The following is a 24468-nucleotide window of genomic DNA, read 5'->3' as shown; positions in this document are numbered from 1 at the left end:
CGCGGCCCAACCCCGGAGCAGCGCCACCACCCCGGGGCACCCCTAGCCTGCTTCGCGTCCCCCGAGCGTTGCGCCGAGCCCCCGCCGTGCGCCCCGCCGAGCGTCGAGCACGAGGACGGCCGATGGCCCACGAGTCACCCGCGACCGCCACCCCGCCCCCGGGCACCGCCGAGGTGCCGTCCGCGCCGCCGCCCAGCGGGTCGGTGACGGCGCTGCGGCTCGCCGCGGCCGCGGCCGGCGCGCTGCCCGCGGTGGTGCTGCGGCTGGCCGGGATCCACCCCTCGCCGGTGCCGGCCATGCTGCTGTTCGGCCTCGGGGTGCTGTCGGCGGCGCTGCTGCTGATGTGGGCGGCGGAGACCGCCCGGGCGGACATCTCCGGGCCGCTGGCGCTCGCCCTGCTGGCCTTCATCGCGGTGCTGCCCGAGTACGCCGTCGACCTCTGGTTCGCCTACACGGCCGGCACCCGCCCCGAGTACGCCGCCTACGCGGCCGCCAACATGACCGGCGCCAACCGGCTGCTGGTCGGCGTCGGCTGGCCGCTGGTCGCGCTGGCCGGGTACCTGGCCGCCCGGCGCCGCGGCGTCGCCCCCGGGATCGTGCTGCGCGAGCACCGCCGGATCGACACCGCGTTCCTGGGGGCCGCCGCACTGGTGGCCTTCGTGATGCCGGCGACGCGGCGGATCTCCTGGCTGCTCGCGGTGGTGCTGATCGCCTGGTACGCCTACTACCTGTTCCGGATCAGCCGCTGCAGCGAGACCGACGAGGAGGAGCTCGTCGGTGTCCCGGCCCGACTGGCCCTGCTGCCGAGGGCCCGCCGACGGCCCGTCACCGTCCTGGTGTTCCTGGCGGCCGCGGCCGTGGTCTTCGCCTGCGCCGAGCCCTTCGCCACCTCGCTGGTGGACGCCGGCTCCTCGCTGGGCATCGACCGCTTCCTACTGGTGCAGTGGCTCGCCCCGCTGGCCTCCGAGGCCCCCGAGCTGATCGTCGCCGTGGTGTTCGCCTGGCGGCTGCGCGGCGACGACGGCCTGGGCGCGCTGCTCTCCAGCAAGGTCAACCAGTGGACCCTGCTGATCGGCTGCCTGCCGCTGGCCCACCTGCTGGGCGGCGGCCCGGCCTCGCTCCCCCTGGTCGAACGCCAGGTGGACGAGGTACTGCTGACCGCCGCCCAGACCGTCCTCGCCGTCGTCCTCCTCCTCGACCTGCGGTTCCTGCCCTGGAAGGCCGCCCTGCTGCTGGTGCTGTTCGCCGTCCAGTTCGCCCTGCCCGGCGAGTCCTCCCGGCTGGTCCTCAGCTGGGTGTACCTGGGCCTGGCGCTGCCGCTGCTCGCCCTGCGGCTGCGCGAACTGCCGCCCACCGTACGGGCCTTGGCCGGGCGGATCGCGGGCGACCCGCACTGAGCGGGACGAACGTGACGGGCGGCGGGCGCCTCGGCCTGGCAGGCGAGCACCGTCCCTGCCCGAACGATTGCCCCCGGTCGGGAGCAGTTCACAGTTTCACCACGAGGCCTTGGAAGAACACCCTCAACATCCATTGTCGCCACGCATGTTCGAAGGTAGAGTCGCCGTTCGCCGAGCACGGATGAGCAGTTCTCAGCGCATTTGGGGCGGGCATGTCAAATATCCACGATTTACCCCGGGTCGCACCCGACCTACTTGACGTCCTCAGAGATATCGCACGTCGAAATCCCCGCCGTCCGGCGACCGTCCACCGCGGACCCGCCCTGACTCACGGCCGACTCCCGGAGTCGGCGAACGCCCTGGCCACGCACCCGGGACCGTACCCCGGCGCGGCCTCCGGAAGAACCGGCGACCGCCTCCAACTCGCAATCCGATTAGTGGAGTTACCGAAGCCGACCGCAGAACCTCCGAATATCCCCGGGCCCCCGGCGCGCCCGTCCACGGTGGCGCCGGAACAACCGGCCCGCATTCTCCTCAGGTCGGGTTCGACCGGGCAGCCGAAACCCGTCCTGACTTGCCAATGACAAGGACGCCCACAGCGGCTCCTTCCCCCTTCCCCCGGTTCCTCCAACCGGTCGGACGTGAGCGGACCACCGTGCTCGACATTCCGTTCCTGGACGGCGAGTTGACGGCGCCGAGGCCCTCGCCGCCGAGGCCCTCGCCGCCGAGGTCCTCGCGCTGAGACCCGCGTCACGCTCCCACCACGGCCCGGCCGCACATTCCTCAGCACATTCCGCACCACCCCCTCACCACGCCCAGGCGCCCGCCCACCAGGCCACGCGCCCGGCTCCCCACGTCCGGAGACCGCCATGAGCGACCAGAGTCCCATCGCCCACCTCGCCGCCCGCGAGCGGCCGATGACCACCCCCGCCCCAGCCGGCCCGCTGCGCCGGCTGTGCTGGATCTTCCCCGACCGGGAGTCCTCCCGGATGGCCGAGATGTGGCACGGCTTCTTCTGGGACCTCTACGCCGAGAGCGCCGCCGACCTCGGCCTGCGCTGGACCAGGCACGCCCCGGACGCCGTCAGCGTGGACGCCACCGGCCCCGGCCGCCCCCGGGTGTACGTCGACGACGAGTTGGTGACCCCCGAGGACACCCTCTTCATCACCGCGCTCTACTCGCTGCCGTACCAGTCGATGGACGTCTTCAACCAGTACGCGCTCTACGCGGTGCTCGAACAGGCGGGCTTCTACCTGCCGTTCCCCCCGCAGGTGTCGCTGATCGGCAACGACAAGCTGGCCACCCTGCTCTTCCTGGCCGACTCCCCCGTGCCGACCATCCCGACCGTGCGGATCGGCACCGGGCGGGACACCGCCAAGTACGGCTACGAGGTCGCACTCGGGCGGATGACCTACCCGGCCATCGTCAAACCGGCCGGCTGGTGCGGCGGCGGCGGGATCAACCTGGCCCGCAACCCCGAGGAGGTCCGCGGTCTGGCCAGCCTCGCCCAGGGCGGCGACACCACCCTGGTGATCCAGCCCTACCTGGGCGACGGCACCATCGACTACCGGGTGTACGTGGTCGACGGCCGGCCGTACGCGGTGATGAAGCGCACCCCCGAGCCCGGCTCCCCGGTCGCCAACGCCAGCCGCGGCGGGGCCATGGAGTTCCCCCCGGTGCCGCCCGAACTCGCCGCCGCCACCGCCTGGTTCGCCGAGCGGCTGCCGATCCCGTTCTTCTGCGTCGACTTCCTGTACGACGGCGAGCGGTACTGGTTCTCCGAGCTGGAGCCGGACGGCGTGATCGCCCCGGACCGCACCGACCCGCACCGCACCCTGCAACGGGACGTCACCCGCGCCCGGTTCGCCGCCTACCGGGACGGCCACGCCAGGTGGCTCGCCGACGGCGCCCGCCCGCTCACCCTCGACGCCGTCCCCCGCACCGCTCCCGCCCCCCGGACCGCCCCCTCGCCCGTTCTCGTCCCCGCCGCCCCCGCCCCTGCCCTCCGGACGGACCCCAGATGACCGCCTTCTCGCTGTCCCCCGAGGCCGCCGCGCCCCGGCTGCACGTGGCCCGGCGCACCCTCGACCGGCTGCGCGCCGTCCCCGCCCTGGCCGGGCGCTACCCGCAGCACCTGGACGCCGGCTCGCTCGACCGGCTCGCCCAGCTCCCCCCACTGGCCCGGGACGACCTCAACACCGCCCTGGCCCACCTGGAACCGGCCGCCGACGGGTCCGCCACCTGGCTGTTCCAGAGCGGCGGCAGCACCGGCGCCCCCAAGATCGGCTACGCCCCCACCGGCTTCTACATGGCCGGCGTGCACGCCCACTGGCAGCCGCTCGACCGCACCGACGTCTTCGTCAACGCCTGGGGCGCCGGCCGGATGTGGGGCGCGCACTTCCTCGCCGCCGCCCTCGCCGACCTCTCCGGCTGCCGGATCATCGCCCTCGGCTCGGTCACCAAGGACGAGTACGGCGCCTGGCTGGAGTTCCTGGCCGCCCGGCGGGTCACCGCCATCGGCGGCACCCCCAGCGTGCTGCGGCTCTGGTTCGCCCACGCCCGGGCCGCCGGGATCCGGCTGCCCTCGCTGCGCAAGGTGCTCTGGCTCGGCGAGGCCTGGCAGCCGCAACTGGACGACGACCTGGCCGAGGTGGCCCCCGGGGCCCGCCGCTGGGGCATGTTCGGCAGCACCGAGACCTGGGTGGTGGGGACCAACACCCCGGACTGCCGGGCCGACGTCTTCCACCCGCTGCCGCACCAACTGGTGCACACCGCCGACGACGGGCTGCTGGACTTCACCACCCTCGACCCCGCCATGCTCAACCCGGTGCTGCGCTACCGCACCGGCGACGCGGGCGAGTTGACCGGCTGCCCGTGCGGGCGCCCGGGGCCCGCCATGCGCGTCCTGGGCCGGCGCGACAGCGTCGTCCAGGTCCGCGGCCTCGGGCTGGACGTGGACGAGCTGGTCGCCCGGGCGGAGCGCACCCCGGGCGTGGCCCGCGCCCAGGTGGTGCTCACCGAGCGCGGCGGCCGGGCGACCGGCGTGGAACTCCTGGTGGTGGCCGCCGGCCCGGCGCCCGCCCCGGACGTCGAACGGCTGCGCACCGAGCTGTTCACCGCCACCATCACCCTCGGCACCGCTTTCCAGCACGACCCCGGCTCCTTCCGGGTGCGCCCGGTGGACGAACTGGTCTGCAACGGCCGCACCGGCAAGACCGCCGCCCTGGTCGTCCGGGAGGAGTCTTGACGGCCGACACCGCCCGGGCCCGGCCGGAGCAGTCGGGCCGGCCCACGCCGCTCGGGCGCGGCTTCGCCCTGTTCTGGGCCGGACAGAGCGTCAGCCTGGTCGGCGACAAGGTCACCGTCTTCGTCGTCCCAACCCTGATGATCTTCGTGCTGCACGCCTCCGCCCTCCAGGTCGGCGTGGTCGCGATGGCCCAGTACCTCGGCATCCCGCTGCTCGGACCGGTCGCCGGGGTGCTGGTCGACCGCTGGGACAAGCGCCGCACCATGCTCGTCTGCGACCTGGTCCGGCTGGCCGCCGTCGCCGCGATCCCGCTCGCCCACGCCCTGGACGCGCTCTCCACCCCGCTGCTGTTCGCCTGCGTGGCCGTCATCAGCGGCGCGACCATCTTCTTCAACGTCGGCTACCTGGTCGCCGTCCCCGCCGTCGTCCCCAAGGACGGCATGGTCCGCGCCTACTCCCGGCTGGAGGGCAGCGGTTCGGTCGCCGAGGTCGCCGGGCCGTCCGTCGCCGCCGCCCTCTACAGCGCCCTCGGCGTGGCCGCCCTGCTGGTCGACGCGGCCAGCTACCTGGTCTCGGCGGCCTGCTTCCGCCGGATGCGCCCCTGGGGCGAGCGGACCGTCGAGGAGGGCTCGATCCGGGAGCGGCTGACCCGCGGCTTCCGGCTCAACTGGGCCGACCCGGTGCTGCGCCGGGTGGTGCTGGCGGCCGTGCTGCTCAACTGCGGCGGACCGGTGTACGTCACCGTGCTGCCCGTCCTCGCCTACCGCGGCCTGGGCGTCCAGGTCGGCGTCTTCGGCGCGGCCATGTCGGTCGCGGCGCTCGGCGCCCTGCTCGGGGCCGTGGTCGCGCCCCGGCTCTCCCTGCGGTTCGGCCTCGGCCGGACGATGGCCTGGTCGCTGCTGCTGCACTGCCTGGTCGGCCTCGGCGTGCTCGCCGCGCCCACGCTGCCGCCCGGCCCGGTGATCGCCGTGACCATGGGCTGCTACGGCTTCTTCATGTCCTGCATCAACGTGTGCAGCGCCCCCGCCCGGCAGTCCCGGATGTCCGCGCGCAACCAGGGCGTGATGCACGCCGCCTTCCGGACCGTCACCTGGGGCGTCATCCCGCTCGCCGCGCTGGTCGGCGGCCTTGCCGTCTCGCTGCTCACCGGACCGCTCGGCGTGCTGGACGCCGCCCGCCTCACCATGGCCGGCGGCACCCTGCTGGCGGCCTGCTCCTTCGTCCCCGCGCTCGGCCTCCAGCCGCTGCTGGACGCCGCCGAGCGCGCGAAGTCCGAGGCGGAGGGCGCTGCGGCGGTCGCCAGGACCACGGCGGCGGAGGGCGCCGCGTGAACGGGCCCGAGGCCGTGGACCCCGCCGGCCGGGTCCTGCTGATCACCGGCACCTCCTCCGGCATCGGCCTGGCCACCGCCCTCGCCGCCGCCCGGGCCGGCTACACCACCGTCGCGACCCTGCGCGCACCCGAGCGCGCCGGGCCGCTGCGGGCCGCCGCCGAGGCCGCCAAGGTCACCCTGGACGTCCAGCGGCTGGACGTCACCGACCCCGGTTCGGTCAGCGACTGCCTGGCCGCCGTGCACCGGCGGTACGGGCGGCTCGACGCCGTCGTCAACAACGCGGGCGTCTCCAACTCCGACCCCACCCTGGAGATGTCCACCGACGCGGCGCTGCGCGCCAACCTGGACGTCAACTTCTTCGGCGTCGCCACCGTCAGCCGGGCCGCGCTGCCGCTGCTGCGCGCCGCCGGCGGCCGCCTGGTCACCGTCGGCAGCGTGCACGGCGTGGTCGGCCAGCCCTTCAACGAGGCGTACTGCGCGGCGAAGTTCGCCGTCGAGGGCTTCATGGAGGCGCTCGCCCCGGTCGCGGCGGCGCACGGCGTCCGGGTCTCGGTGGTGGTGCCGGGCTTCGTCCCGGACACCGGGTTCGGCGTCTTCCCCGACGTCAACCGGGCCACCCTGCACGCCGCCTCCGGCCCGTACGCGGACACCTTCGCCGACTACCTCGACTGGGTCGGCGGCGCGGGCTGGGAGTCGGCCGGCCAGCCCGCCCGGGAGGTCGCCGAGGTCGTGCTCCGCACCCTGCGCGAGCCGCGGCCGCCCTTCCGGGTGCCCGCCAACGCCTGGGCCGCCGACTACCTGGCCGCCAAGCTCGCCGACCCGGACGGCTCCACCGTCCAGGCCCTCGCCCGCGGCTGGCTCGGACGGCCCCCGGACACCACCGCCTGAGCCCCCGCCCGCTGCCCGCTGCCCGCTGCCCGCTTCCAGACCCACGGAGTCCCGCCATGCCCGCCAAACCCCTGGCCGAGCTGATCCGCTTCGCCCGCGCCAACTCGCCCTTCTACGCCGAGCTCTACCGCGAGCTGCCCGAGGCGGCCGACCGGCTCGACCAGCTCCCGGTGATCGACCAGACCGCCTTCTGGGCCGCCAACACCTGGCCGAACAACCGCGTGCTGACCGGCCCGCTCACCGACGCCGGGGTCTACAAGACCGGCGGCACCACCGGCGTCCCCAAGTTCTCGCCCTGGACCCGCACCGAACACGCCGACTCGGTCACCGCCTTCGGCGCCGGCCTGGTGCGGGCCGGCCTGCGGCCCGGCCACCGGGTGGCCAACCTGTTCACCGCCGGCGAGCTCTACGGCGGCTTCCTCTACATCGAGAACGCCCTGCACCACGCGCCGGTCGACAACGTGCGCCTCGGCGTCGGCGGCGCCGCCCCGGACGGCTACATCGCCGACCTGGTCACCGGCTTCGGCGTACACGTCCTGGCCGGCGAGCCGATGAAGCTCAGCGCCGTGGCCGAGTACCTGGTCGCCCGCGGCGAACGCGCCGACGGCGTCGAACTGCTGCTGTTCGGCGGCGACCTGCTCTTCGCCGACCTACGCCCGCTGCTCGCCCGGGCCTTCCCCAACGCGGCCGTCTCCTCGGTCGGTTACGCCTCCAACGACGCCGGGCTGGTCGGCGCGCCCGTCCCCGGCGACGACGTCCGGGTGCACGAGGCCTTCGCCGACCGAACGGTGGTCGAGCTGCTCGACGAGGTCACCGGCGAGCCCGTCACCACCCCCGGCACGCCCGGCCGCGTCGTGGTCACCAACCTGTTCCGCACCCTGATGCCGATCCTGCGCTACCCCACCGGCGACCGCGCCGCCTGGGTCGACGGCGAGTGCCGCCGCTTCCGCCTGCTCGGCCGCACCACCGAGGGCGCCCGGGTGGGCACCGTCACCCTGCCCACCGAGGAGATCCGCAGCGTACTGGTCGCCGCCGACCCGGACCGGCACATCGCCGGGATGCAGCTGGTGCAGCGCCGTTGGGACGGCCGCGACGGGGTCATCCTGCGGCTCGGCCACATCGGCCAGCCGCCGCCCGCCGACCTCGCCGACCGGCTGGTCGACGCCGTGCACCGGGCCCTGCCGCTCTACCCCTCCGAGGTCGCCCTCGGCAGCATCCACCCCCTCACGGTGGAGTGGGTGCCGCGCTCGGAGCTGGTCACCAACCCGCGGACCGGCAAGCTCCAGCAGGTCCTGGACGAGCGGCCGCAGAAGTAGCGGGATCAGCGGGAGCAGCGGGGGCAGGCGACGCGCTGTCAGCACCCTGTCGGCGGCCCACCGGTGCCCTGCCGGTGGGCCGCCGGTGCCCTGCCGGTGCTGTCAGCGGCCTGTCCGTGTCCTGAGGGTGGCGCCGCGCAGTCTGGTCGTCGACAGCAGCACCGAACCCACCGGAGGCCCACCGTGACGACGGCCGTGACGACCACCCCCCTTCCGCACACCACCCCGGCGCACCCCGACGCAACCGAGCCCCGTGCCTCGGTCCTGGTCTCCGGCGCCGGTATCGCCGGCACCGCACTCGCCTACTGGCTCCAGCGCTACGGCTTCCGCGTCACCGTCGTGGAGCGCGCCCCCGCCCTGCGCGGCGGCGGCCAGGCCGTGGACATCCGCGGCAACGCCCTGGAGGTCGTCGACCGGATGGGCCTGCTCGCGGAGGTCCGGGCCCGCCGGACCGGCCTGCGCGGCATGTCCCTGGTCGACGGGGACGGCCGCGAGCTGCGCCGCACCACCGAGTGGACAGTCACCGGCGGCCCGGTCGGCGGCCCCGACGTGGAGATCCTGCGCGACGAACTGGCGGAGCTGATCGCCGGAGCCACCGGGCCGGGCGTCGAGTACCGCTTCGACGACACCATCGACACCCTGGTCCAGCACGGCGAGGGCGTCCAGGTCCGCTTCCGCGACGGCGAGGAGCGGTCCTTCGACCTGGTCGTCGGCGCCGACGGCCTGCACTCCAACACCCGCCGCCTGGTCTTCGGCCCGGAGCGCGACTACCTGCACCCCGTCGGCTGCTACGTGGCCGGCTGGAGCGTCCCCAACCACCTCGGCCTCGACCGCTGGGAGGTCGTCCACCAGGCCGAGGACGGCTGGGGCTGCCTGGTGATGACCGTCCGCGACAACGCCGAACTGCGGGTCTTCGTCGACTTCGCCACCGACGAGCCGCTCGACCGGATGCTGCCGCGCGACCGCGCCGAGCAGCGCAAGCTGATCGCCGAGCGCGCCGCCCACCTGCGCTGGGAGGTGCCGCGCTTCCTGGCCGGGATGTGGGAGACCGAGGCCTTCCACTACGACGTCGTGGCCCAGATCCGGATGGACCGCTGGTCCCAGGACCGGGTCGCGCTGCTCGGCGACGCCGGGTACTGCTGCTCCCCGTTCACCGGCCAGGGCACCAGCGTGGCGCTGACCGCCGCCTACGTCCTGGCCGGGGAACTGCACGCGGCCGACGGCGACCACCGCACCGCCTTCCCCGCCTACGAGCAGCGGCTGCGCGGCCACGTCGCGGCCAACCAGGCCATCCTCGACCTGACCCGTGACCACTACGGGGACGGCGCCGCAGCCGACGCCGACGGTGTGACCGGCTTCGACCGGCCCGGCCCCGAGCTGGACGCGGTCTTCCGGGCCGCCACCGCCTTCGACCTGCCCGACTACGCCTGAGCTCCCGGGCGCCCGGACCAGCACGCCGCCGGGCGCCGGCCGGCAGGCCACCCGAAGGCCAGCGGAAGGTCAGCGGAAGGTCAGCGGAAGGTCACCGGAGGGACGGCCGCAAGGGCGTCGGCGACGGCCGGGCGGCGGCCGGCTGCCGCAGCTCGGTGGCGATCAGCGCCGCCTGCACCCGCCGCTCCACCCCGAGCTTGGCCAGCAGCCGGGACACGTGGTTCTTCACCGTCTTCTCCGCGAGGTAGAGCCGCTCACCGATCTGCCGGTTGGTCAGGCCCTCGCCGATCAGCGCCAGCACCTCCTGCTCGCGCGCCGTCAGCCCCGGCCCGGCGGTCACCGGCCGGGCGGGCTCGGCGTCGCTGCGCAGCCGGTTCAGCAGCCGGGTCGCCGCGCCGGGGTCGAGCATCGACCGCCCGGAGGCCACGGTACGGACGGCGGCGACCAGGTCGGTACCGCTGATCTGCTTCAACACGTACCCGGCGGCCCCCGCCATCACGGCGTCCAGCAGCGCCTCCTCGTCGTCGAAGGAGGTCAGCATCAGACAGGCCAGGTCGGGCATCCGGGACCGCAGTTCACGGCAGACGGAGACCCCGTCGCCGTCCCCCAGCCGGACGTCCAGCACCGCCACGTCGGGCCGCAGCGCCGGCACCCGCACCAGGGCCTGCTCGGCCGTCGCGGCCTCCCCGACCACCTCCAGGTCCGGCTCGCCGTCCAGCAGGTCGTGCACCCCGCGGCGCACCACCTCGTGGTCGTCCAGCAGGAACACCCGGACCGGCGCCGAAGCCCCGACGCCCTCCGCCTCGGTCGCCATCACGTGCTTCCACCTTCGTCACCCCCGCACACTCCCGGCGGGGTCCACCGCATCATCCCCCGCCACCCGCCGACGGCCCAGGGCCCAAGGACCCCATTCGCCCGCCGTCCCGGTCGCCGCCTCGTCCCCGTCGCCGCTCAGGCCCGCGCCGCCCCGGACCTCGACCCCCAACGTGAACGAGCCACCGGTGGGCGGCCGTTCAGCGCTCCCGGCGCCGGACGTTCCCCAGGCCCGCCAGCAGGAAAGCCAGCACCACGCCCGCCCCGCCGACCGCCGCCAGGGCCGCCTTCGCGGCCGAGCCGCCGCCGTCGGTGAGCAGGATCGCCACCGCGCCCAGCACGGCCACGGCGGCGCCCACCAGCAGCCAGCCCGCCAGGGCGACGGCCGCCGTCCGCCCCCTCCGCGGCGCCGGCCCGCAGTCGAGCGCGGCCCAGCGGGCCGCGGTCTCCTGCCGCTCGCCGCGCCGGTCCCACCGCGCCCGCACCCGTAGGGCCGTGCCGCCGGCCAGCCCGGCGAGGGCCACCTGCGCGGCGGGGCGCCAGTCCGGCCAGGCGAGCAGCAGCCCGCCGGCCAGCGCGAGCGCGGCCCACCAGAGCACGCAGGCCGCCGCCGCGGTCCGGGTGGAGCGGGGCCGGTCGGCCCCGGCCTGGAGGTCGGCGATGGCGGGCAGGTACCAGACGCAGCCGCTCGCGGTGAGCGCGGCGGTGCCGATGGCGAGGACGGTGTGGGTCATGGGCCGGCCTTCCGGTGTCGCACGGGGAGTGACGGGTCTGACGGATCCGACGGGGCTGACGTGGAGTGACGGGGCTGACGGGGAGTGGGGTGCCGTCCCCGCCCGCCCGGGGGCAGCGGCGCGGGCGGGAACGGCGTTCGAGGAGGCGGGGCCTCAGCCGTCGGCGGACGAGGCCCGGGCCCGTTCCGCCCGGCTCAGCGGCCGGTCGTACTTCACCGGCTCCACGTCGCCCAGGTACGACGCCGGCTTCCCGGTGTGCACCAGCACGTCCCGGGCCGCGATGTCCGGGTGGTGGAGGTCGAAGGCCGGGGATTCGGAGCGGATCCGGGGCAGCTTGACGAAGTTGTGCCGGGGCGGCGGGCAGGAGGTGGCCCACTCCAGCGAGCGGCCCCAGCCCCAGGGATCGTCCGAGCTGACCTTCTCGCCGTACTTGGCGGTCTTCCAGACGTTGTAGAGGAACGGCAGGATCGACAGGCCGAGCAGGAACGACCCGACGGTCGAGACGGTGTTCAGCGTGGTGAACCCGTCCGAGGCCAGGTAGTCGGCGTAGCGGCGCGGCATGCCCTGGGCGCCGAGCCAGTGCTGCACCAGGAAGGTCGTGTGGAAGCCGACGGTGAGCGTCCAGAAGGTGATCCGGCCGAGCCGCTCGTCGAGCTTCCGGCCCGTCATCTTGGGCCACCAGAAGTGGAAGCCGGCGAACATCGCGTACACCACCGTGCCGAACAGCGTGTAGTGGAAGTGGGCGACGACGAAGTACGAGTCGGAGACGTGGAAGTCGATCGGCGGCGCGGCGAGCAGCACGCCCGTCAGCCCGCCGAAGAGGAAGGTGACCAGGAAGCCGACCGTCCAGAGCATCGGCGTCTCGAAGCTCAGCGAGCCCTTCCACATGGTGCCGACCCAGTTGAAGAACTTGACGCCGGTCGGCACCGCGATCAGGAAGGTCATGAAGGAGAAGAAGGGCAGCAGCACCTGCCCGGTCACGTACATGTGGTGCGCCCAGACCGTCACCGAGAGCCCGGCGATGGCCACCGTGGCGGCGATCAGGCCGGCGTAGCCGAACATCGGCTTGCGGCTGAACACCGGGATGACCTCGGAGACGATCCCGAAGAAGGGCAGCGCCAGGATGTACACCTCGGGATGCCCGAAGAACCAGAACAGGTGTTGCCAGAGCATCGCCCCGCCGTTGGCGGGGTCGAAGACGTGCGAGCCGAACCTGCGGTCGCACTCCAGCGCGAGCAGTGCGGCGGCCAGCACCGGGAAGACCAGCAGCACCAGCACCGAGGTGAGCAGCACGTTCCAGCAGAAGATGGACATCCGGAACATGGTCAGGCCGGGCGCGCGCATGCAGATGATCGTGGTGATGAAGTTGACCGCGCCGAAGATGCTGCCGAAGCCGGACAGCGTCACGCCCATGATCCACATGTCGGAGCCGACGCCCGGCGAGTGGACGGCGTCGGAGAGCGGCGCGTAGAGGAACCAGCCGAAGTCCGCGGCTCCCTGCGGGGTGGCGAAGCCCGCGGCGGCGATCAGCGAGCCGAACACGAACAGCCAGTAGGAGAGCATGTTCAGGCGCGGGAACGCCACGTCGGGGGCGCCGAGTTGCAGCGGCATGATCCAGTTCGCGAAGCCGGTGAACAGCGGCATCGCGAACAGCAGCAGCATCACCGAGCCGTGCATGGTGAAGGCCTGGTTGAACTGCTCGTTGGAGAGGATCTGCGTGCCGGGCCGGGCGAGTTCGGCGCGCATGACCAGCGCGAGGATGCCGCCGATCAGGAAGAACGCAAACGAGGACACCAGGTACATGGTGCCGATCGTCTTGTGGTCGGTGGTGGTCAGCAGCCTGATCACGGCCGAGCCGGGCCGGCTGGGCCGAACCGGCCCTGCCGACACGGGTGTTGGCGGTGGGGACGGGTCGCCCGGTGCCTGGGTGGCGCTCAAGGACGCGCTCCTTCGGAACGTCGTGCGAATGGATGGCGATCCATGATCCGAACGCACGACCCGTGCACCCCAGGGCCGTTGGGCCCATCCGCCCGGGGCCGCTGGGCCCGAGTTCCCGGCCGGGACCGGGACCTCCCGACCGGGACCGGCGCCCGGGCCCTGGCCAGGTTCAGCCCGTCAGCCCGTCAGCCGGGCGAGCTGTCCGCGCTCCAGCGCCGTGTACACCGCGCCGTCCGGGCCGACGGTGATCCCGTGCGGCTCCGCGCGCCGGCCGGGGATCGGGTACCCGTCGAGCCGCCCGTCGGGGGTGAGCACGCCGATCCGGCCGGCGGCCCACTCGGTGAACCAGAGCCGCCCGTCCGGGCCGGCGGTGATCGCGTGCGGCCTGGCGTCCCGGTCGGCCAGCGGGTACTCCGTCACCTCCCCGTCCACGGTGATCCGCCCGACCAGCCCGCCGCCGATCCCGACGTACCAGAGCGCGCCGTCCGGGCCGGCGGTGATCCCGACCGGCGCGGTGCCGGCGGTGGGCAGCGGGTGGACGGTCACCGCGCCGTCGGTGCTCACCCGGGCGATCGCGTCGGCCTGGTTGAGCGCGCACCACAGCGCGCCGTCCGGCCCGGCGGTGATGTGCGCCGGGAACGCCCCCTCCACGGGCAGCGGGTACTCCGTCACCTCGCCGTCCACGGTGATCCGTCCGACCACGTCGGCGTTGACCTCGGTGAACCAGAGCGCCCCGTCCGGCCCGGTGACGATCCCGCCCGGCCCGGCGTCCGTCCTCGACAGCGCGAAGGAGGAGACCTCGCCGTCCACCGTGATCCGTCCGATCCGGCCGACGTTCATCTCGGCGTACCAGAGCGCGCCGTCCGGCCCGGCAGTGATCACCGAAGGCCCGCACCGGGGCGCGCCGAGCCCGAACCGCCGCACCGAGCCGTCCGGTGCCAGCCGCCCGATCTCCCCGGCGTGGACGAGCGTGAACCACACGCCGCCGTCGGGCCCCACCGTGATCCCGTACGGCCCGTCCCCCGCCTCGGCCACGTCGATCAGTTCCACCCGTACCCCTCTCGAACTATCGCGACTGGCGTCGCGTTAGTGATGATCGCACGCCCGCCCCGCCCCGGGCAACCGACTTCACTCGGCGTCGGTGCCCAGCCCCCGTAGCACCGAGATCACGCCCACCCCGGCCGCGCAGACCGGCACCGCCAGCAGGGCGCCGATGATGCCCGCGATGCCGGAGCCGGCCACCACGGCGACCATGATGGTCGCCGGGTGCAGCTCGACCGTCCGGCTCTGGATGACCGGCTGCAGGATGTTGCCCTCGATCAGCTGCACCGTCAGCACCACCCCGAGCGCCCACAGCGCCGTACCCAGGCCGCCGTCGGCGAGGGCCACCAGCACCGCGACGGTGCCGGACAGGAACGCGCCCACGAAGGGGATGTACGCCCCCATGAAGACCAGCGCGCCCAGGCCCGGGGCGCCGGGGACCCCCAGGGCGAGCAGGCCGACGGTGATGAAGCCCGCGTCGATCAGGGCGATCAGGGTGGTGCCGCGCATGAAGCCGGCCATCGCCTCGAAGGCCCGCTCGGCGCAGGCCACCACCGTCTCGGCGCCGCGCCCGGGCAGGTGGGCGCGGATGCTGTCGCCGGTGCGGTGGCCGTCCCGCAGGAAGAAGAACACCAGGGCCAGGGCCAGCACCGCGCCGGTGATCAGCTGGGTGAGCAGGCCGAGGCCGGACAGCACGCCGTTGGTCAGCGTCGAGACCAGCGAGTTGGTCTCGCCCTTGGCGTTGGCCAGCGCGTGCTCGACCTTCGCCCCGAACGGCCCCAGCCACTCGGCCAGCCGCCGGCCGGCCGCCGGGAGCGAGCCGGCGATCTGCGGGGCACTGTGAACCAGGGAGTTGACCAGCAGGACGATCACCCCGGCCACCGCCGCGACCAGCAGCGCGCAGGTCAGCCCGGCCGCCAGGCTCCGACCGACGCCCCGCCGGACCATCCAGGGCACCACCGGGTACAGCAGCGAGGCCCCCAACAGTGCCAGGACGAACGGCACGGTCGCGGCCCGCAGCTCGACCAGCGCGAACACCACCAGCGAGCCCACGGTGATCAGCAGGATCACCGCCACCGACCAGGCGGCCGCCTGCCGCACGGCGGGCGGCAGCATCAGGTACGGCCTTCGGTGGTCCGGCCGGCCACCGGACGGGCGCTCCACGGACACGGCCACCTCCGCCGGGATCGTCATCGGGTCCGGCGGCGACGAGTCCGGACCCGACCCAGCTCAGCAGAGAATCTGACGATCCGCCCGTTCTACGCCTCGCCGACCGCCTCGCCGACCGCCTCGATCCGCACCCTTCCGCCCGCGCCAGCGAAGGCCAGCACCCGCTCCGCCTCGGCCTCCGCCGCCGCGCGGTCCGCCCGCGCCAGCCGGACGAACGGCTCGACCACCACGCCCGCCTCCGGCCCCTCGTACCGCCACGTCCCGGCGACCAGCCCGTCCACCAGCAGGGTGCCGAGCACCAGGCCGTTGCGGGTCATCACCCGGTCCTTGTACTGCTCCGGCAGCACCCGGCTCCGGTCGGCGTGCGAGAGCAGCAGGTTGTCGAAGGGCGCGACCAGCCGCACCGGCGCCGGGACGTCCGGGTCCGGGCGGGGCGCCCCGGGCAGGTCGTACAGCACCCGGTCCTGCTCGTCCCGGAAGGTGAGCAGCTGCGGCGCGAGCCGCCGCAGCACCGGGCCGAGGCCGCCGAGGCCGGACCACTTCCGCAGGTCCGCCGCGCTCGCCGGGCCGAAGGCGGCCAGGTAGCGCAGCACCAGCCCGTCCAGCCCGTCCGGCCGGTCCGGCCCGTCCGAGCCACCCGAGCCGCCCGGCGTGTCCGCCCCGGCCGGCGGCGGCGCCGGGTCCAGCGGGCGGCCCAGCCAGGCCTCGGCGGTGGTGTGGGCGGCCGGGCCGCTGCGCCCCCACAGCCCGCGCGGCGGCACCTGGACCAGCGGCAGCAGGCAGCGGGCGGCCTGGGCCAGCGCGGCCGGGTCGCGGTCCGGGCGGGTGGCGGCCAGCAGCGTGCCGAGCTGCTGGAAGGTACGCGGTTCCTGCTCGACCAGCGTGCGGGCCTCGGCGGCGAGTTCGGTCGGGTCGAGCCCGGCGAGCCGTCGGCCGTAGGTGGTGCGCAGCGCCTGGTCGAGGACGGGCTGGAGCAGCGGGCGCAGGGTCAGGCAGTCCTGGGCGGTGACCAGGTGGATGGTGCCGCGCTGGAGCGCGATCCGGACCGCCGCCCGCTGTTCGAGCAGGGTGCTCAGCCCGTCCGGGGTGAAGCCGTCGAGCCGGGAGAGCAGCCCGAGGTAGGGCGGCTGCGGTACGGCCTGGGCCTGGAGTCCGACGAGGTGGTGGATGACCTCGGCGGGTGCCCGGTCGGTGCGGGCGAGCAGGTGCTGGCGGGCCAGCAGGGCGCGGCCCAGGGCCCGGGGGCCGAGCACCCGGGGGCGGGGCGCCTGGGGGTCGGACGCCTGCGGGTCGGGCACCGTCACCGGCGGCCGTCCAGGACCGAGCGCAGCACGGAGATCCGGTTGGTGGTGATGGAGGCGGCCCCGGTGTCGCGCAGTCGGCGCATGGTGCGGCGCAGGTCGGCGGTCCAGGTGGAGACGGCGAGCCCCTCGTCGGCGGCGGCCCGGACGAAGTCGGGGGTGACCAGGCCGAACGGCGGGTTGAGGAAGCGCGGGCGCAGGTCGCGCAGGAGGGCGGGGGCGGGCATCCGCGGCTGCTTCCAGGTGAGCGCGATCTCGGCGTCGGGGCTGAGTTCGCGGACGGCGAGCATCGCGGTGGCGGGTCCGCAGAAGGCGACCAGGCCCTCGGCGCCCTGTCCGGTGACGACGGACCAGGTGGCGGCGGCGGGGCCGGGCTCGTCGAGGTCGATGAGCAGTCGGGGGCCGTCGGCCGCGGCGACGGCCTTGATCGCCTCGGCGAGGGTGGGGACGGCCAGGTCGCCCTGGCGCAGCTCGGCGAGTTGCTCGGTGGTGACCCGGCCGATCGAGCGCGGGTCGCCCCAGAGGCGCTCCAGGGTGGTGTCGTGCAGCAGCACGGGCACCCGGTCGCGGGTGAGCTGGACGTCCACCTCGACGGCGTCGGCCCCGGCGGCGAGTGCGGCCTCCACCGAGGGCAGGGTGTTCTCGCGGTGGCGGTACGGGTCGCCGCGGTGGGCGACGGCGAGCACCGGCCGGCGGTCGGCGGGGGCGGGAACGGCGGCGGAGGCGGCGGGGATGTTCATCGGATCTTTCCAGAAAGCCAGGGGGTCAGGTCGTGGACGCCGAGGGCCTCGCGGTAGCCGGGTTCCCCGGGGACGGTGACGATCAGTGTGCTGGACGGCGGGAAGGTGCGGACCTTGACGTGCACCAGGCCGGACCAGACCGAGTTCAGGAAGGCCGGGACGCTGTCGCGCGGGACGTCGAAGGCGATGCCCTCGACGGTGACGGCGGCCTCGTCGTGGATGAACAGCCGCACGGCGGTGCGCGGGCTGCCGTCGAACTCCAGCAGGGCCTCGTGCGGGATGGCGCCCGGTTCGCCGTCCTGGCCGACCAGCCCGGCGAAGGTCCGGTCGCTGCCGATGTCGTGCTGGGCGCGGACGGTGCGGCCGTGCCGGGCGGCGACCGCCTCGATCGCCAGCACGGCGGCCTGGGTGGTCGGCAGGTTCGGGCGGTTCATCCGGGCCTTTCGTTCGAGGGTCCGAGGGTTCGAGAGTCCGAGGGTTCGAGAGTCCGAGGGTTCGAGGTCTCGTCGGCAGACCGCAGCTAGCGCCGTTCGATCATCACATTGGTCGACTTGATGACCGCCGTCGCGGGTGCTCCCGGGACGAGGTTCAGCTCCTCCGCCGAGTCCCGGCTGATCAGCGACACCACCCGGAACGGCCCGGCCTGCACCTCCACCTGGGCGGCCACGTCGCCGAGCCGCACCTCGGTGACGATCCCGGGGAAGCGGTTGCGCGCCGAGGAGGGGCGCCCCTCGGCCTCGGCGTTCTCCGGCTCGGCCAGCTCCCGGGCGAAGGCGGCGAGTTCGGCGCCGGGGATGATCCGGTGCCCGTGCTCGTCCCGCACCGCGGCGAGCCTCCCGGCATCCACCCAGCGCCGCATGGTGTCCGCGCTGACGCCGAGCAGCGCGGCCGCCTCGCCGATCCGGTACGGGTTGACCGGCACCTCGGGCTGACCCATGTACGACTCCTGACGGTGGTTCGAGCGGCGGGGTACGCGCCCCCGGTGGACTGTTACGCGCCCCCGGCGGCCATCCTGCCGTACCGAGGACGCGGACGGAAAACAGGGCTACGCCTCGCCGAAGAGGTCCCGCCGTACGGCGTCCCCGGCGGTGAGCACCGCCCCGGCGAGCACGGCACCGCCGCCCGCCGTGCCGGCCCGCACCTCGGTGCGCAGCGGGGAGAGCCCGGCGAGGCACCGCTCCACCCGGCCGGCCAGTTCGGCGCCGCCGGCCCGGCCGATCTCACCGCCGAGCACCACGCAGCCGGGGTCGAGCACCACGCAGACGCTGGCCGCGCCGAGCGCGATCCGTTCGGCCAGCTCGTCCAGGAAGGCCGCACCCGCCGCCCCGCCGGCCAGGGCGGCGCGCACCACGGCCTCGGCGGCGGCCGCGTCGTCGGCCGGGTCGGCGGACAACCCGTGGGCGCGGGCCAGCGCGCACAGGGCGGCGCTGCCGACCAGGCCGTGGAAGCCGCCCTCGCAGCTGTCGGCGCTGGGCAGTCCGGTGGCGCCGGGGACGGGCAGGAAGCAGATCTCGCCGGTGCCGCCGGAGAAGCCGCGGCGCAGCCGCCCGTCGAGGATGACGGCGGCGCCGACGCTGTGGCCGAGCCACATCAGCACGAAGGTGTCGCGGTCTCGGGCGGCGCCGACCCGGTACTCGGCCCGGCCGGCCAGGTTGACCTCGTTCTCCAGGATCACCTCGGTGTCGGGCAACTCCCGTAGTGCGGCGAGGAGTTCGGCGTGCCAGCGGGGAAGCTGGCCGGTGCTGTGCAGCCGGCCGGTGGCGGGGTCGACCAGGCCGGGGGCGCCGACGGCGACGGTGTGCAGCCGCTCGACGCCGGCGCCGCGCGCGGTCTCCCGCAGAGTGCGGACGATCGCCGCGGCGGTGCCCGGGGGCGCGTCGCCGTCGACGGGGATCTCGGCGGTGCCGAGGGTGTGCCCGGCGAGGTCGGCGACGACCAGGCTGACGCCGCCCTCGCGGACGTCGAAGGCGGCGATGTGGGCGCGGGAGGTGACCAGCGCGTAGAGCCGCGCGTTGGGGCCGCGCCGCTGCTCGCCGCGTTCGCCGACGACGGCAACCAGGCCGGTGCGCTGGAGGCGGTCGAGCAGGTCGGCGACGGTCGGCCGGGAGAGGCCGGTGAGGTCGCGCAGCTCGGTCGCGGTCAGGGGGCCCTGTTCGAGCAGGAGGTTGAGCGCCAACCGGTCGTTGATCGCCCGGGCGGTGCTCGGCGTGGCCGTACGCGCGGTGGTCATGGCGGATCATCCTTCCAGAGTGTTTCTATCAGGGTCCCTTCCTGATAGTTTATCGACCACCAGGACCGGGAGGGAACGCAGCATGACCGTCACGACCCTCGAACCACTCGCCGAACCACGCCGCGCCCGCCGGAGCATCGCGCTGGTCTTCGGCGTGCACGGCGCCGTCGGCGGCACCTTCGTCACCCGCATCCCGTGGATCCAGGACCACCTGGACCTCTCCCCCGGGCAGCTCGGCCTCGCCCTGGTGATGCCCGCCGTCGGCTCCTCCCTCGCGATGCCGCTGGCCGGGCGCGTCGTCCACCGCTACGGCGGCCGGGCGGCGGTCCGCGGACTGCTCTCGCTCTGGTGCCTGGCCCTCACCCTGCCCGCGCTCGCCCCCTCGCTGCCCGTACTGTGCGCGGTGCTGCTGCTGTACGGCGCCACGGCCGGCACGGCGGACGTCGCGATGAACGCCCAGGGCGTGGAGATCGAGCAGCGCCTCGGCCGGTCGATCATGTCCGGACTGCACGGGATGTGGAGCGCGGGCGGCCTGGTGGCCTCCGGCTTCGGCATCCTGGCCGCCCACCTCGCCCTGGACGCCCGGCTCCAGCTGGCCGTCACCGCCGTGGTGCTGCTCGCCCTCGCCCAGCCGGTCTGCCGCGGACTGCCCGACCTCCGCTCCCCCGCGGAGGCCGAGGCCCCGCCGCGCTTCGCGCTGCCGCCGCGCAGCTCGCTGGTGATCGGCCTGGTCGGCTTCTGCGCGGTGTTCGGCGAGGGCGCCTCGATGGACTGGAGCGGCGTCTACCTCAAGGACGTCACCGGCGCCTCGGCCACCGTGGCCGCCGCCTCGTACACCGCCTTCGCGTTCACCATGGCGGTCAGCCGCCTGGCCGGCGACGCGGTGGTCCGCCGCCTCGGCGCCGTCCGCACCAGCCGCCTGAGCGGGGCCGTCGCCACCCTCGGCGGCGTGCTGGTGGTGGCCGCCGACACCCCGGCGATGGCCGTCCCGGGCTTCGCCCTGATCGGCATCGGCGTCGCGGTGATCGTCCCGCTCGCCTTCGCGGCCGCCGGCCGGATCGGCACCAACCCCAGCCAGGCCATCGCGGGCGTCGCCACCGTCACCTACACCTCCGGCCTGATCGCCCCCGCCGTCATCGGCGCCCTCGCCCAGGCCACCTCCCTGACCGTCTCCTTCGGCCTGGTCACCCTGCTCGCCTTCGCCCTCCTGCTGAGCGCCGGCGCCCTGCGCCGGGCCGAGCCGAATTCCGCCGGGGAGAACGTGACCGCGGGGTCGCCGGAGAATGCCTCCGGAAAGGACCTCTCCACGCTGTGACGGGGATTCCCCAGGGAATTCCCCGCCCATGCCGCCGACCTCCGACCTCCGACCACCGGGCGCACTCCAGCGCCCGGCGGTCCGCCGTACCGGGGCGAAATCCCTTTGCCCGGGCGGGTCTTGCGGGCCGACACTGGGGCCGTGCTCGGATTCGTGAGAACTGACAACGAAGCCCTGGTCGCCTGCCTGGGCGATCCACAGCGCGCCGTGGCCGCGTACCAGGAGCTGCTCCGGCGCGGGGCGGACGCGCTCGATGCCATTCGGGCCGGCCTGGCCGACGAGCGCGCGGCCGTCCGGGAGGGCTGCTGCCGGCTCCTGGACCACCTCGTCGACACCGACTCCATGGGCCGGCTGATCACCATGGCCGACGACCCGGACGCCGAGGTCAGGATCGCCGCGTTCCACGCCCTGGCCTGCGACCGCTGCAAGGACGACGCCTGCGCACCGGGCGCGGGCCTGGTCCTCGCACCCGCCCTCCGCCACCTCGCCGACGACCCCGACCCCCGGGTCCGGGCGCGGGCCGCCGAACTGGTCGGCAAGTTCGTCCACACCGACGCCCGCGCCGCCGAGGCCCTGGCGGCGGCCCGCGCCGGGGACCCGAGCGCGGCCGTGCGGAAGAAGGCGGGCTGGTACGCCCCGGGCGGGCCGATCCACCGGCGGACCGCTCCGCGCACCCCGGGCCGGCCCGTGGCCGGGACCGGTTAGGCTCGGCGCGTGCCCGCAGCCTTGACCACGTCCGCCGACTCCGTCACTCCCGCCGACCCGGTCGAACCCGCCGAGGCCACCGAGCGGGCCTCAGGCCGCTCGGCCTGGTGGCGGTTCGGCCTGCTGGTGGTCCTGCTGGGGGCGTGCGCCGGGTCGCTGCTGCTGTGGAGCCCGACGGACCTGCTCTCCGGCGGCCTGGCGGACCGGCTGCCCGGCTACTGGTTCGCCCCGCTGTTCACCCTGGTCTACGCCGTCGGCACCCTCGCCTTCGTCCCGCGCCCCGCGCTGAACGCCGTGGCCGGCCTGCTGCTGGGCATCCAGCAGGGCGTGCTGCTCGCCGTGCTCGGCACCACCCTGGGCGCCGCCCTGGCCTTCGGCCTCGGCCGGGGCCTGGGCCGGGAGGCCCTCAAGCCGTACCTGCGCGGCAAGGTGCTCGGCGCCCTCGACCAGCGCTTCACCGACCAGGGTTTCCGCAGCGTCCTGGTGCTGCGGCTGCTCCCCGGCCTGCCCTTCCAGGCCGGGAACTACGGCGCCGCCTTCTCCGGGGTCCGCTTCCTCCCGTTCCTCCTCGCCACCGCGATCGGCGTGGTGCCGACCACCGCCGTCTACGTGACCGCCGCCGCCAGCGCGGACCAGCCCGGCTCGGCGGCCTTCCTGGTCTCGGCCGGGGTGATCGCCCTGCTGGTGCTCGGCAGCCTGGTCGGCGCCTGGCGGGCGTACGCCGCCCGCCGTCGCGCGCGTACCGACTGACCCCTTCTCCGGTAGGAGCGTCCCCCCATAGGTCACCGGATGCGTGGGCCTCGGGGGCAGTTGGGCCAACGGTAGCGGGGCCACGCGGACGCGGCCCAGGGCGGCGTCGCCGCCTGGTCAGTGAGCGGCGTTCTCGGCGAGCGGCGTCTCCTCGACCGCCGTCGGACGTTGCGCCGGGGCGGGGGATCGCAGCAGGGCCGCGGCGAGGAGGAGGGAGACGGCCACGAGGCAGGAGCCGATACGGAAGGCGAGCTGGTAGCCGCCCGTGAGTGCCGAGGCGGTGCTTGCTCCTTCGCCCAGCAGGGCATCCGTATGCGCGTTGGCGAGCGTGCTGAGGACCGCGAGGCCGAAGGCGGCGCCGATCTGCTGCATGGTGTTGAACATGCCGGAGGCGATCCCCGAGTCCTCGGGTGTGGCCGCTGACATCGCGAGGGTGGCCAGCGCCGGCATCGCGAGGCCGAAGCCGGTGCCGAGCGGCAGCAGCGCCGGCAGGACGTCCACGGCATAGCTCCCGCCCGCCGGTACACGGCCGAGCGTGGCGAGACCCACCGCGATCAGCGCGAGCCCCGGAAGGAGTACGGCACGGGGACCGAAGCGCGCGATCAGCTTCGGCGAGAGACCGAGGGACAGGGCGCCGATCGAGACCGAGACCGGGAAGATGCCCAGGCCGGTGTGCATCTCGTCGAAGCCGAGCACCTTCTGCAGGTAGAGGACGCACAGGAACTGGAAGCTGAACATCCCGGCCACCATGAGGGCCTGGATGCCCATCGCCCCCGAGACATTGCGCGAGCGGAACACACGCAGCGGCAGCAGCGGGTGGGGAGCCTTCGCCTGGCGGGCGACGAACGCCAGGAGCAGGGCGAGTGCCACGGCGCCGAAGCTCAGCGTGTGCGGGGAGGTCCAGCCGTGGCCTGCGGTCTCGACGATCGTGTAGACGCCGAGCATCAGCGCGGAGGTGACCAGGAGCGCGCCCACGACGTCGGTCCCCCTGCGGAGGCCGACCCCCTGCTCGGGCGTGAGCACGCGCCGAGCCGCCAGTACGGCCACGATGCCGATCGGGACGTTGACGAAGAAGATCCAGTGCCAGCTGATGGTCTGTGTCAGGGCACCGCCGGCGAGGAGGCCCAGCGAGCCGCCGGCGGACTGGACGAAGCTGTAGACGCCGATGGCCTTGGCCCGCTCCTTCGGCTGCGGGAACAGGGTCACGACCATGCCGAGCGTGACAGCGGAGGTCACCGCGCCGCCGATGCCCTGGACGAACCGGGAGGCGAGCAGCACGGCCGGGGCCTGGGACACACCGCACAGCAGCGAGGCGGCCGTGAAGAGGCCCAGGCCGGCGATGAAGACGCGCTTGCGCCCGACGAGGTCGCCGAGCCGTCCGGCGAGCAGCAGCAGGCCGCCGAAGGGGACCAGGTAGGCGTTGACCACCCAGGCCAGGCCGGACGGGGAGAAGCCGAGGCTCTGCTGGATGGACGGCAGCGCCACGCTCACGACGGTCCCGTCGAGAATGACCATCAACTGCCCGGCACAGAGCACGGCCAGTGCCGACCAACGAGACGTCTGGGCTGATGAGTTGGTTCTCCGCACGGGAATCCCTTCCAATGGTGCACGATTTGTTACAGCAGTCATCCTCTGTAACCATGACGCGCAGCGGAAGGAGGCACTTTCATGTCACGCAGTTACACCGATGTGTCCGACCAGGTCAGCAACGAGGCGTGCCCGATCACTGAGGTCCTGGATCACGTGGCGGGCAAGTGGAGCATCGGGATCCTCGTTGCCGCCGCACACGGACCGGTCCGGTTCACCGAGTTGGAACGCACCATCACGGGCATCAGCCGACGCATGCTCACCTTGAACCTGCGCAAGCTGGAACGCGACGGCCTGCTCGTCCGCACCGTCTACCCCACGGTGCCGCCCAAGGTGGAGTACAGCCTCACCCCCATGGCCCGCGAACTCCACGCAACCCTCGCCGGGCTCGTCAGCTGGGCAGAACGCCACCGAACCGACATCACCGCCGCCCGCGCCACCTATGACGCCGCCACGGACGTTCCGGCCCGTACGACCTGACCCGCGCCGCGAGCGGGGAGCGCCCCCGCCCGCGGCGAACCGGTCAGCCGTC

Annotated in this window: 22 protein-coding genes; 11 read left to right on the top strand and 11 right to left on the bottom strand. The window is 74.4% G+C overall.

Annotation, left to right across the window (positions count from 1 at the left end; genetic code table 11):
* The first annotated feature begins 122 nt into the window (after positions 1 to 122).
* The 7 genes from AB0F71_RS09880 to AB0F71_RS09850 all read left to right on the top strand — a co-directional run bounded on the left by AB0F71_RS09880 (position 123) and on the right by AB0F71_RS09850 (position 9612).
* Positions 123 to 1397, top strand: a complete 1275-nt coding sequence (locus tag AB0F71_RS09880) for a hypothetical protein (RefSeq protein WP_360230463.1) — start codon at positions 123 to 125, stop codon at positions 1395 to 1397.
* Positions 1398 to 2266: 869 nt separating this feature from the next.
* A complete protein-coding gene (locus AB0F71_RS09875; RefSeq protein ID WP_360230461.1) occupies positions 2267 to 3421 on the top strand; it encodes a hypothetical protein in 1155 nt (384 codons plus the stop codon).
* Positions 3418 to 4644: an AMP-binding protein gene (locus tag AB0F71_RS09870; protein ID WP_360230459.1), complete on the top strand. Its 1227-nt coding sequence runs from the start codon at positions 3418 to 3420 to the stop codon at positions 4642 to 4644. The genes AB0F71_RS09875 and AB0F71_RS09870 overlap by 4 nt, the downstream gene beginning before the upstream one ends.
* Complete coding sequence (locus AB0F71_RS09865) at positions 4641 to 5975, top strand: MFS transporter (protein ID WP_360230457.1); 1335 nt, start codon at positions 4641 to 4643, stop codon at positions 5973 to 5975. The genes AB0F71_RS09870 and AB0F71_RS09865 overlap by 4 nt, the downstream gene beginning before the upstream one ends.
* Complete coding sequence (locus AB0F71_RS09860) at positions 5972 to 6865, top strand: SDR family NAD(P)-dependent oxidoreductase (protein ID WP_360230455.1); 894 nt, start codon at positions 5972 to 5974, stop codon at positions 6863 to 6865. Before AB0F71_RS09865 ends, AB0F71_RS09860 begins: the two co-directional genes overlap by 4 nt.
* 56 nt (positions 6866 to 6921) lie before the next feature.
* Positions 6922 to 8181: a phenylacetate--CoA ligase family protein gene (locus tag AB0F71_RS09855; protein WP_360230453.1), complete on the top strand. Its 1260-nt coding sequence runs from the start codon at positions 6922 to 6924 to the stop codon at positions 8179 to 8181.
* A gap of 195 nt (positions 8182 to 8376) precedes the next feature.
* Positions 8377 to 9612, top strand: a complete 1236-nt coding sequence (locus AB0F71_RS09850; protein WP_360230451.1) for an FAD-dependent monooxygenase — start codon at positions 8377 to 8379, stop codon at positions 9610 to 9612.
* Positions 9613 to 9703: 91 nt separating this feature from the next.
* Here AB0F71_RS09850 and AB0F71_RS09845 read toward each other — a convergent pair whose 3' ends face one another.
* The 10 genes from AB0F71_RS09845 to AB0F71_RS09800 form a co-directional block, all read right to left on the bottom strand.
* The gene (locus AB0F71_RS09845) at positions 9704 to 10426 is read right to left on the bottom strand and encodes a response regulator transcription factor (RefSeq protein ID WP_360230449.1); all 723 of its coding nucleotides are present in this window, start codon (positions 10424 to 10426) and stop codon (positions 9704 to 9706) included.
* A 199-nt stretch (positions 10427 to 10625) separates the two neighbouring features.
* Positions 10626 to 11159, bottom strand: coding sequence for a hypothetical protein (locus tag AB0F71_RS09840; RefSeq protein WP_360230447.1), 534 nt, complete (start codon positions 11157 to 11159; stop codon positions 10626 to 10628).
* Positions 11160 to 11312: 153 nt separating this feature from the next.
* Positions 11313 to 13004, bottom strand: coding sequence for a cytochrome c oxidase subunit I (gene ctaD, locus AB0F71_RS09835; protein WP_360230819.1), 1692 nt, complete (start codon positions 13002 to 13004; stop codon positions 11313 to 11315).
* Positions 13005 to 13274: 270 nt separating this feature from the next.
* Positions 13275 to 14147 (bottom strand): virginiamycin B lyase, encoded by an 873-nt coding sequence (locus AB0F71_RS09830; RefSeq protein ID WP_360230445.1) that lies wholly within the window; start codon positions 14145 to 14147, stop codon positions 13275 to 13277.
* A gap of 78 nt (positions 14148 to 14225) precedes the next feature.
* On the bottom strand, positions 14226 to 15308 hold the full coding sequence (locus AB0F71_RS09825; protein ID WP_360230443.1) for an AI-2E family transporter: 1083 nt from the start codon (positions 15306 to 15308) through the stop codon (positions 14226 to 14228).
* 89 nt (positions 15309 to 15397) lie between these two features.
* On the bottom strand, positions 15398 to 16612 hold the full coding sequence (locus AB0F71_RS09820; protein ID WP_360230441.1) for a winged helix DNA-binding domain-containing protein: 1215 nt from the start codon (positions 16610 to 16612) through the stop codon (positions 15398 to 15400).
* Complete coding sequence (locus tag AB0F71_RS09815) at positions 16609 to 17349, bottom strand: glycerophosphodiester phosphodiesterase (RefSeq protein WP_360230439.1); 741 nt, start codon at positions 17347 to 17349, stop codon at positions 16609 to 16611. The genes AB0F71_RS09820 and AB0F71_RS09815 overlap by 4 nt, the downstream gene beginning before the upstream one ends.
* Positions 17346 to 17783, bottom strand: coding sequence for a hypothetical protein (locus AB0F71_RS09810; RefSeq protein ID WP_360230437.1), 438 nt, complete (start codon positions 17781 to 17783; stop codon positions 17346 to 17348). The genes AB0F71_RS09815 and AB0F71_RS09810 overlap by 4 nt, the downstream gene beginning before the upstream one ends.
* Before the next feature lie 86 nt (positions 17784 to 17869).
* Positions 17870 to 18286, bottom strand: coding sequence for a helix-turn-helix transcriptional regulator (locus tag AB0F71_RS09805; protein ID WP_360230435.1), 417 nt, complete (start codon positions 18284 to 18286; stop codon positions 17870 to 17872).
* Positions 18287 to 18394: 108 nt separating this feature from the next.
* Positions 18395 to 19579, bottom strand: a complete 1185-nt coding sequence (locus AB0F71_RS09800) for an ROK family transcriptional regulator (protein ID WP_360230433.1) — start codon at positions 19577 to 19579, stop codon at positions 18395 to 18397.
* Positions 19580 to 19661: 82 nt separating this feature from the next.
* On the opposite strand from AB0F71_RS09800, the gene AB0F71_RS09795 reads away from it, so the two are divergent.
* The 3 genes from AB0F71_RS09795 to AB0F71_RS09785 all read left to right on the top strand — a co-directional run bounded on the left by AB0F71_RS09795 (position 19662) and on the right by AB0F71_RS09785 (position 22349).
* Positions 19662 to 20894 (top strand): MFS transporter, encoded by a 1233-nt coding sequence (locus AB0F71_RS09795; protein ID WP_360230431.1) that lies wholly within the window; start codon positions 19662 to 19664, stop codon positions 20892 to 20894.
* A gap of 153 nt (positions 20895 to 21047) precedes the next feature.
* On the top strand, positions 21048 to 21599 hold the full coding sequence (locus AB0F71_RS09790) for a HEAT repeat domain-containing protein (protein WP_360230429.1): 552 nt from the start codon (positions 21048 to 21050) through the stop codon (positions 21597 to 21599).
* Between the two features lie 9 nt (positions 21600 to 21608).
* Positions 21609 to 22349 (top strand): VTT domain-containing protein, encoded by a 741-nt coding sequence (locus AB0F71_RS09785; protein ID WP_360230427.1) that lies wholly within the window; start codon positions 21609 to 21611, stop codon positions 22347 to 22349.
* 117 nt (positions 22350 to 22466) lie between these two features.
* Here AB0F71_RS09785 and AB0F71_RS09780 read toward each other — a convergent pair whose 3' ends face one another.
* Positions 22467 to 23978: an MFS transporter gene (locus AB0F71_RS09780; protein WP_360230425.1), complete on the bottom strand. Its 1512-nt coding sequence runs from the start codon at positions 23976 to 23978 to the stop codon at positions 22467 to 22469.
* Positions 23979 to 24017: 39 nt separating this feature from the next.
* Between AB0F71_RS09780 and AB0F71_RS09775 the strand changes: the two genes are divergently transcribed.
* Positions 24018 to 24416, top strand: a complete 399-nt coding sequence (locus AB0F71_RS09775; RefSeq protein ID WP_360230423.1) for a helix-turn-helix domain-containing protein — start codon at positions 24018 to 24020, stop codon at positions 24414 to 24416.
* Positions 24417 to 24468 lie beyond the last annotated feature (52 nt).

The sequence above is a fragment of the Kitasatospora sp. NPDC028055 genome, assembly GCF_040637885.1.
In the GTDB taxonomy this organism is placed as follows: Bacteria; Actinomycetota; Actinomycetes; order Streptomycetales; family Streptomycetaceae; genus Kitasatospora.
Note: the sequence above shows the minus strand (reverse complement) of the source record. Positions and strands in the feature narration are given on the sequence as shown.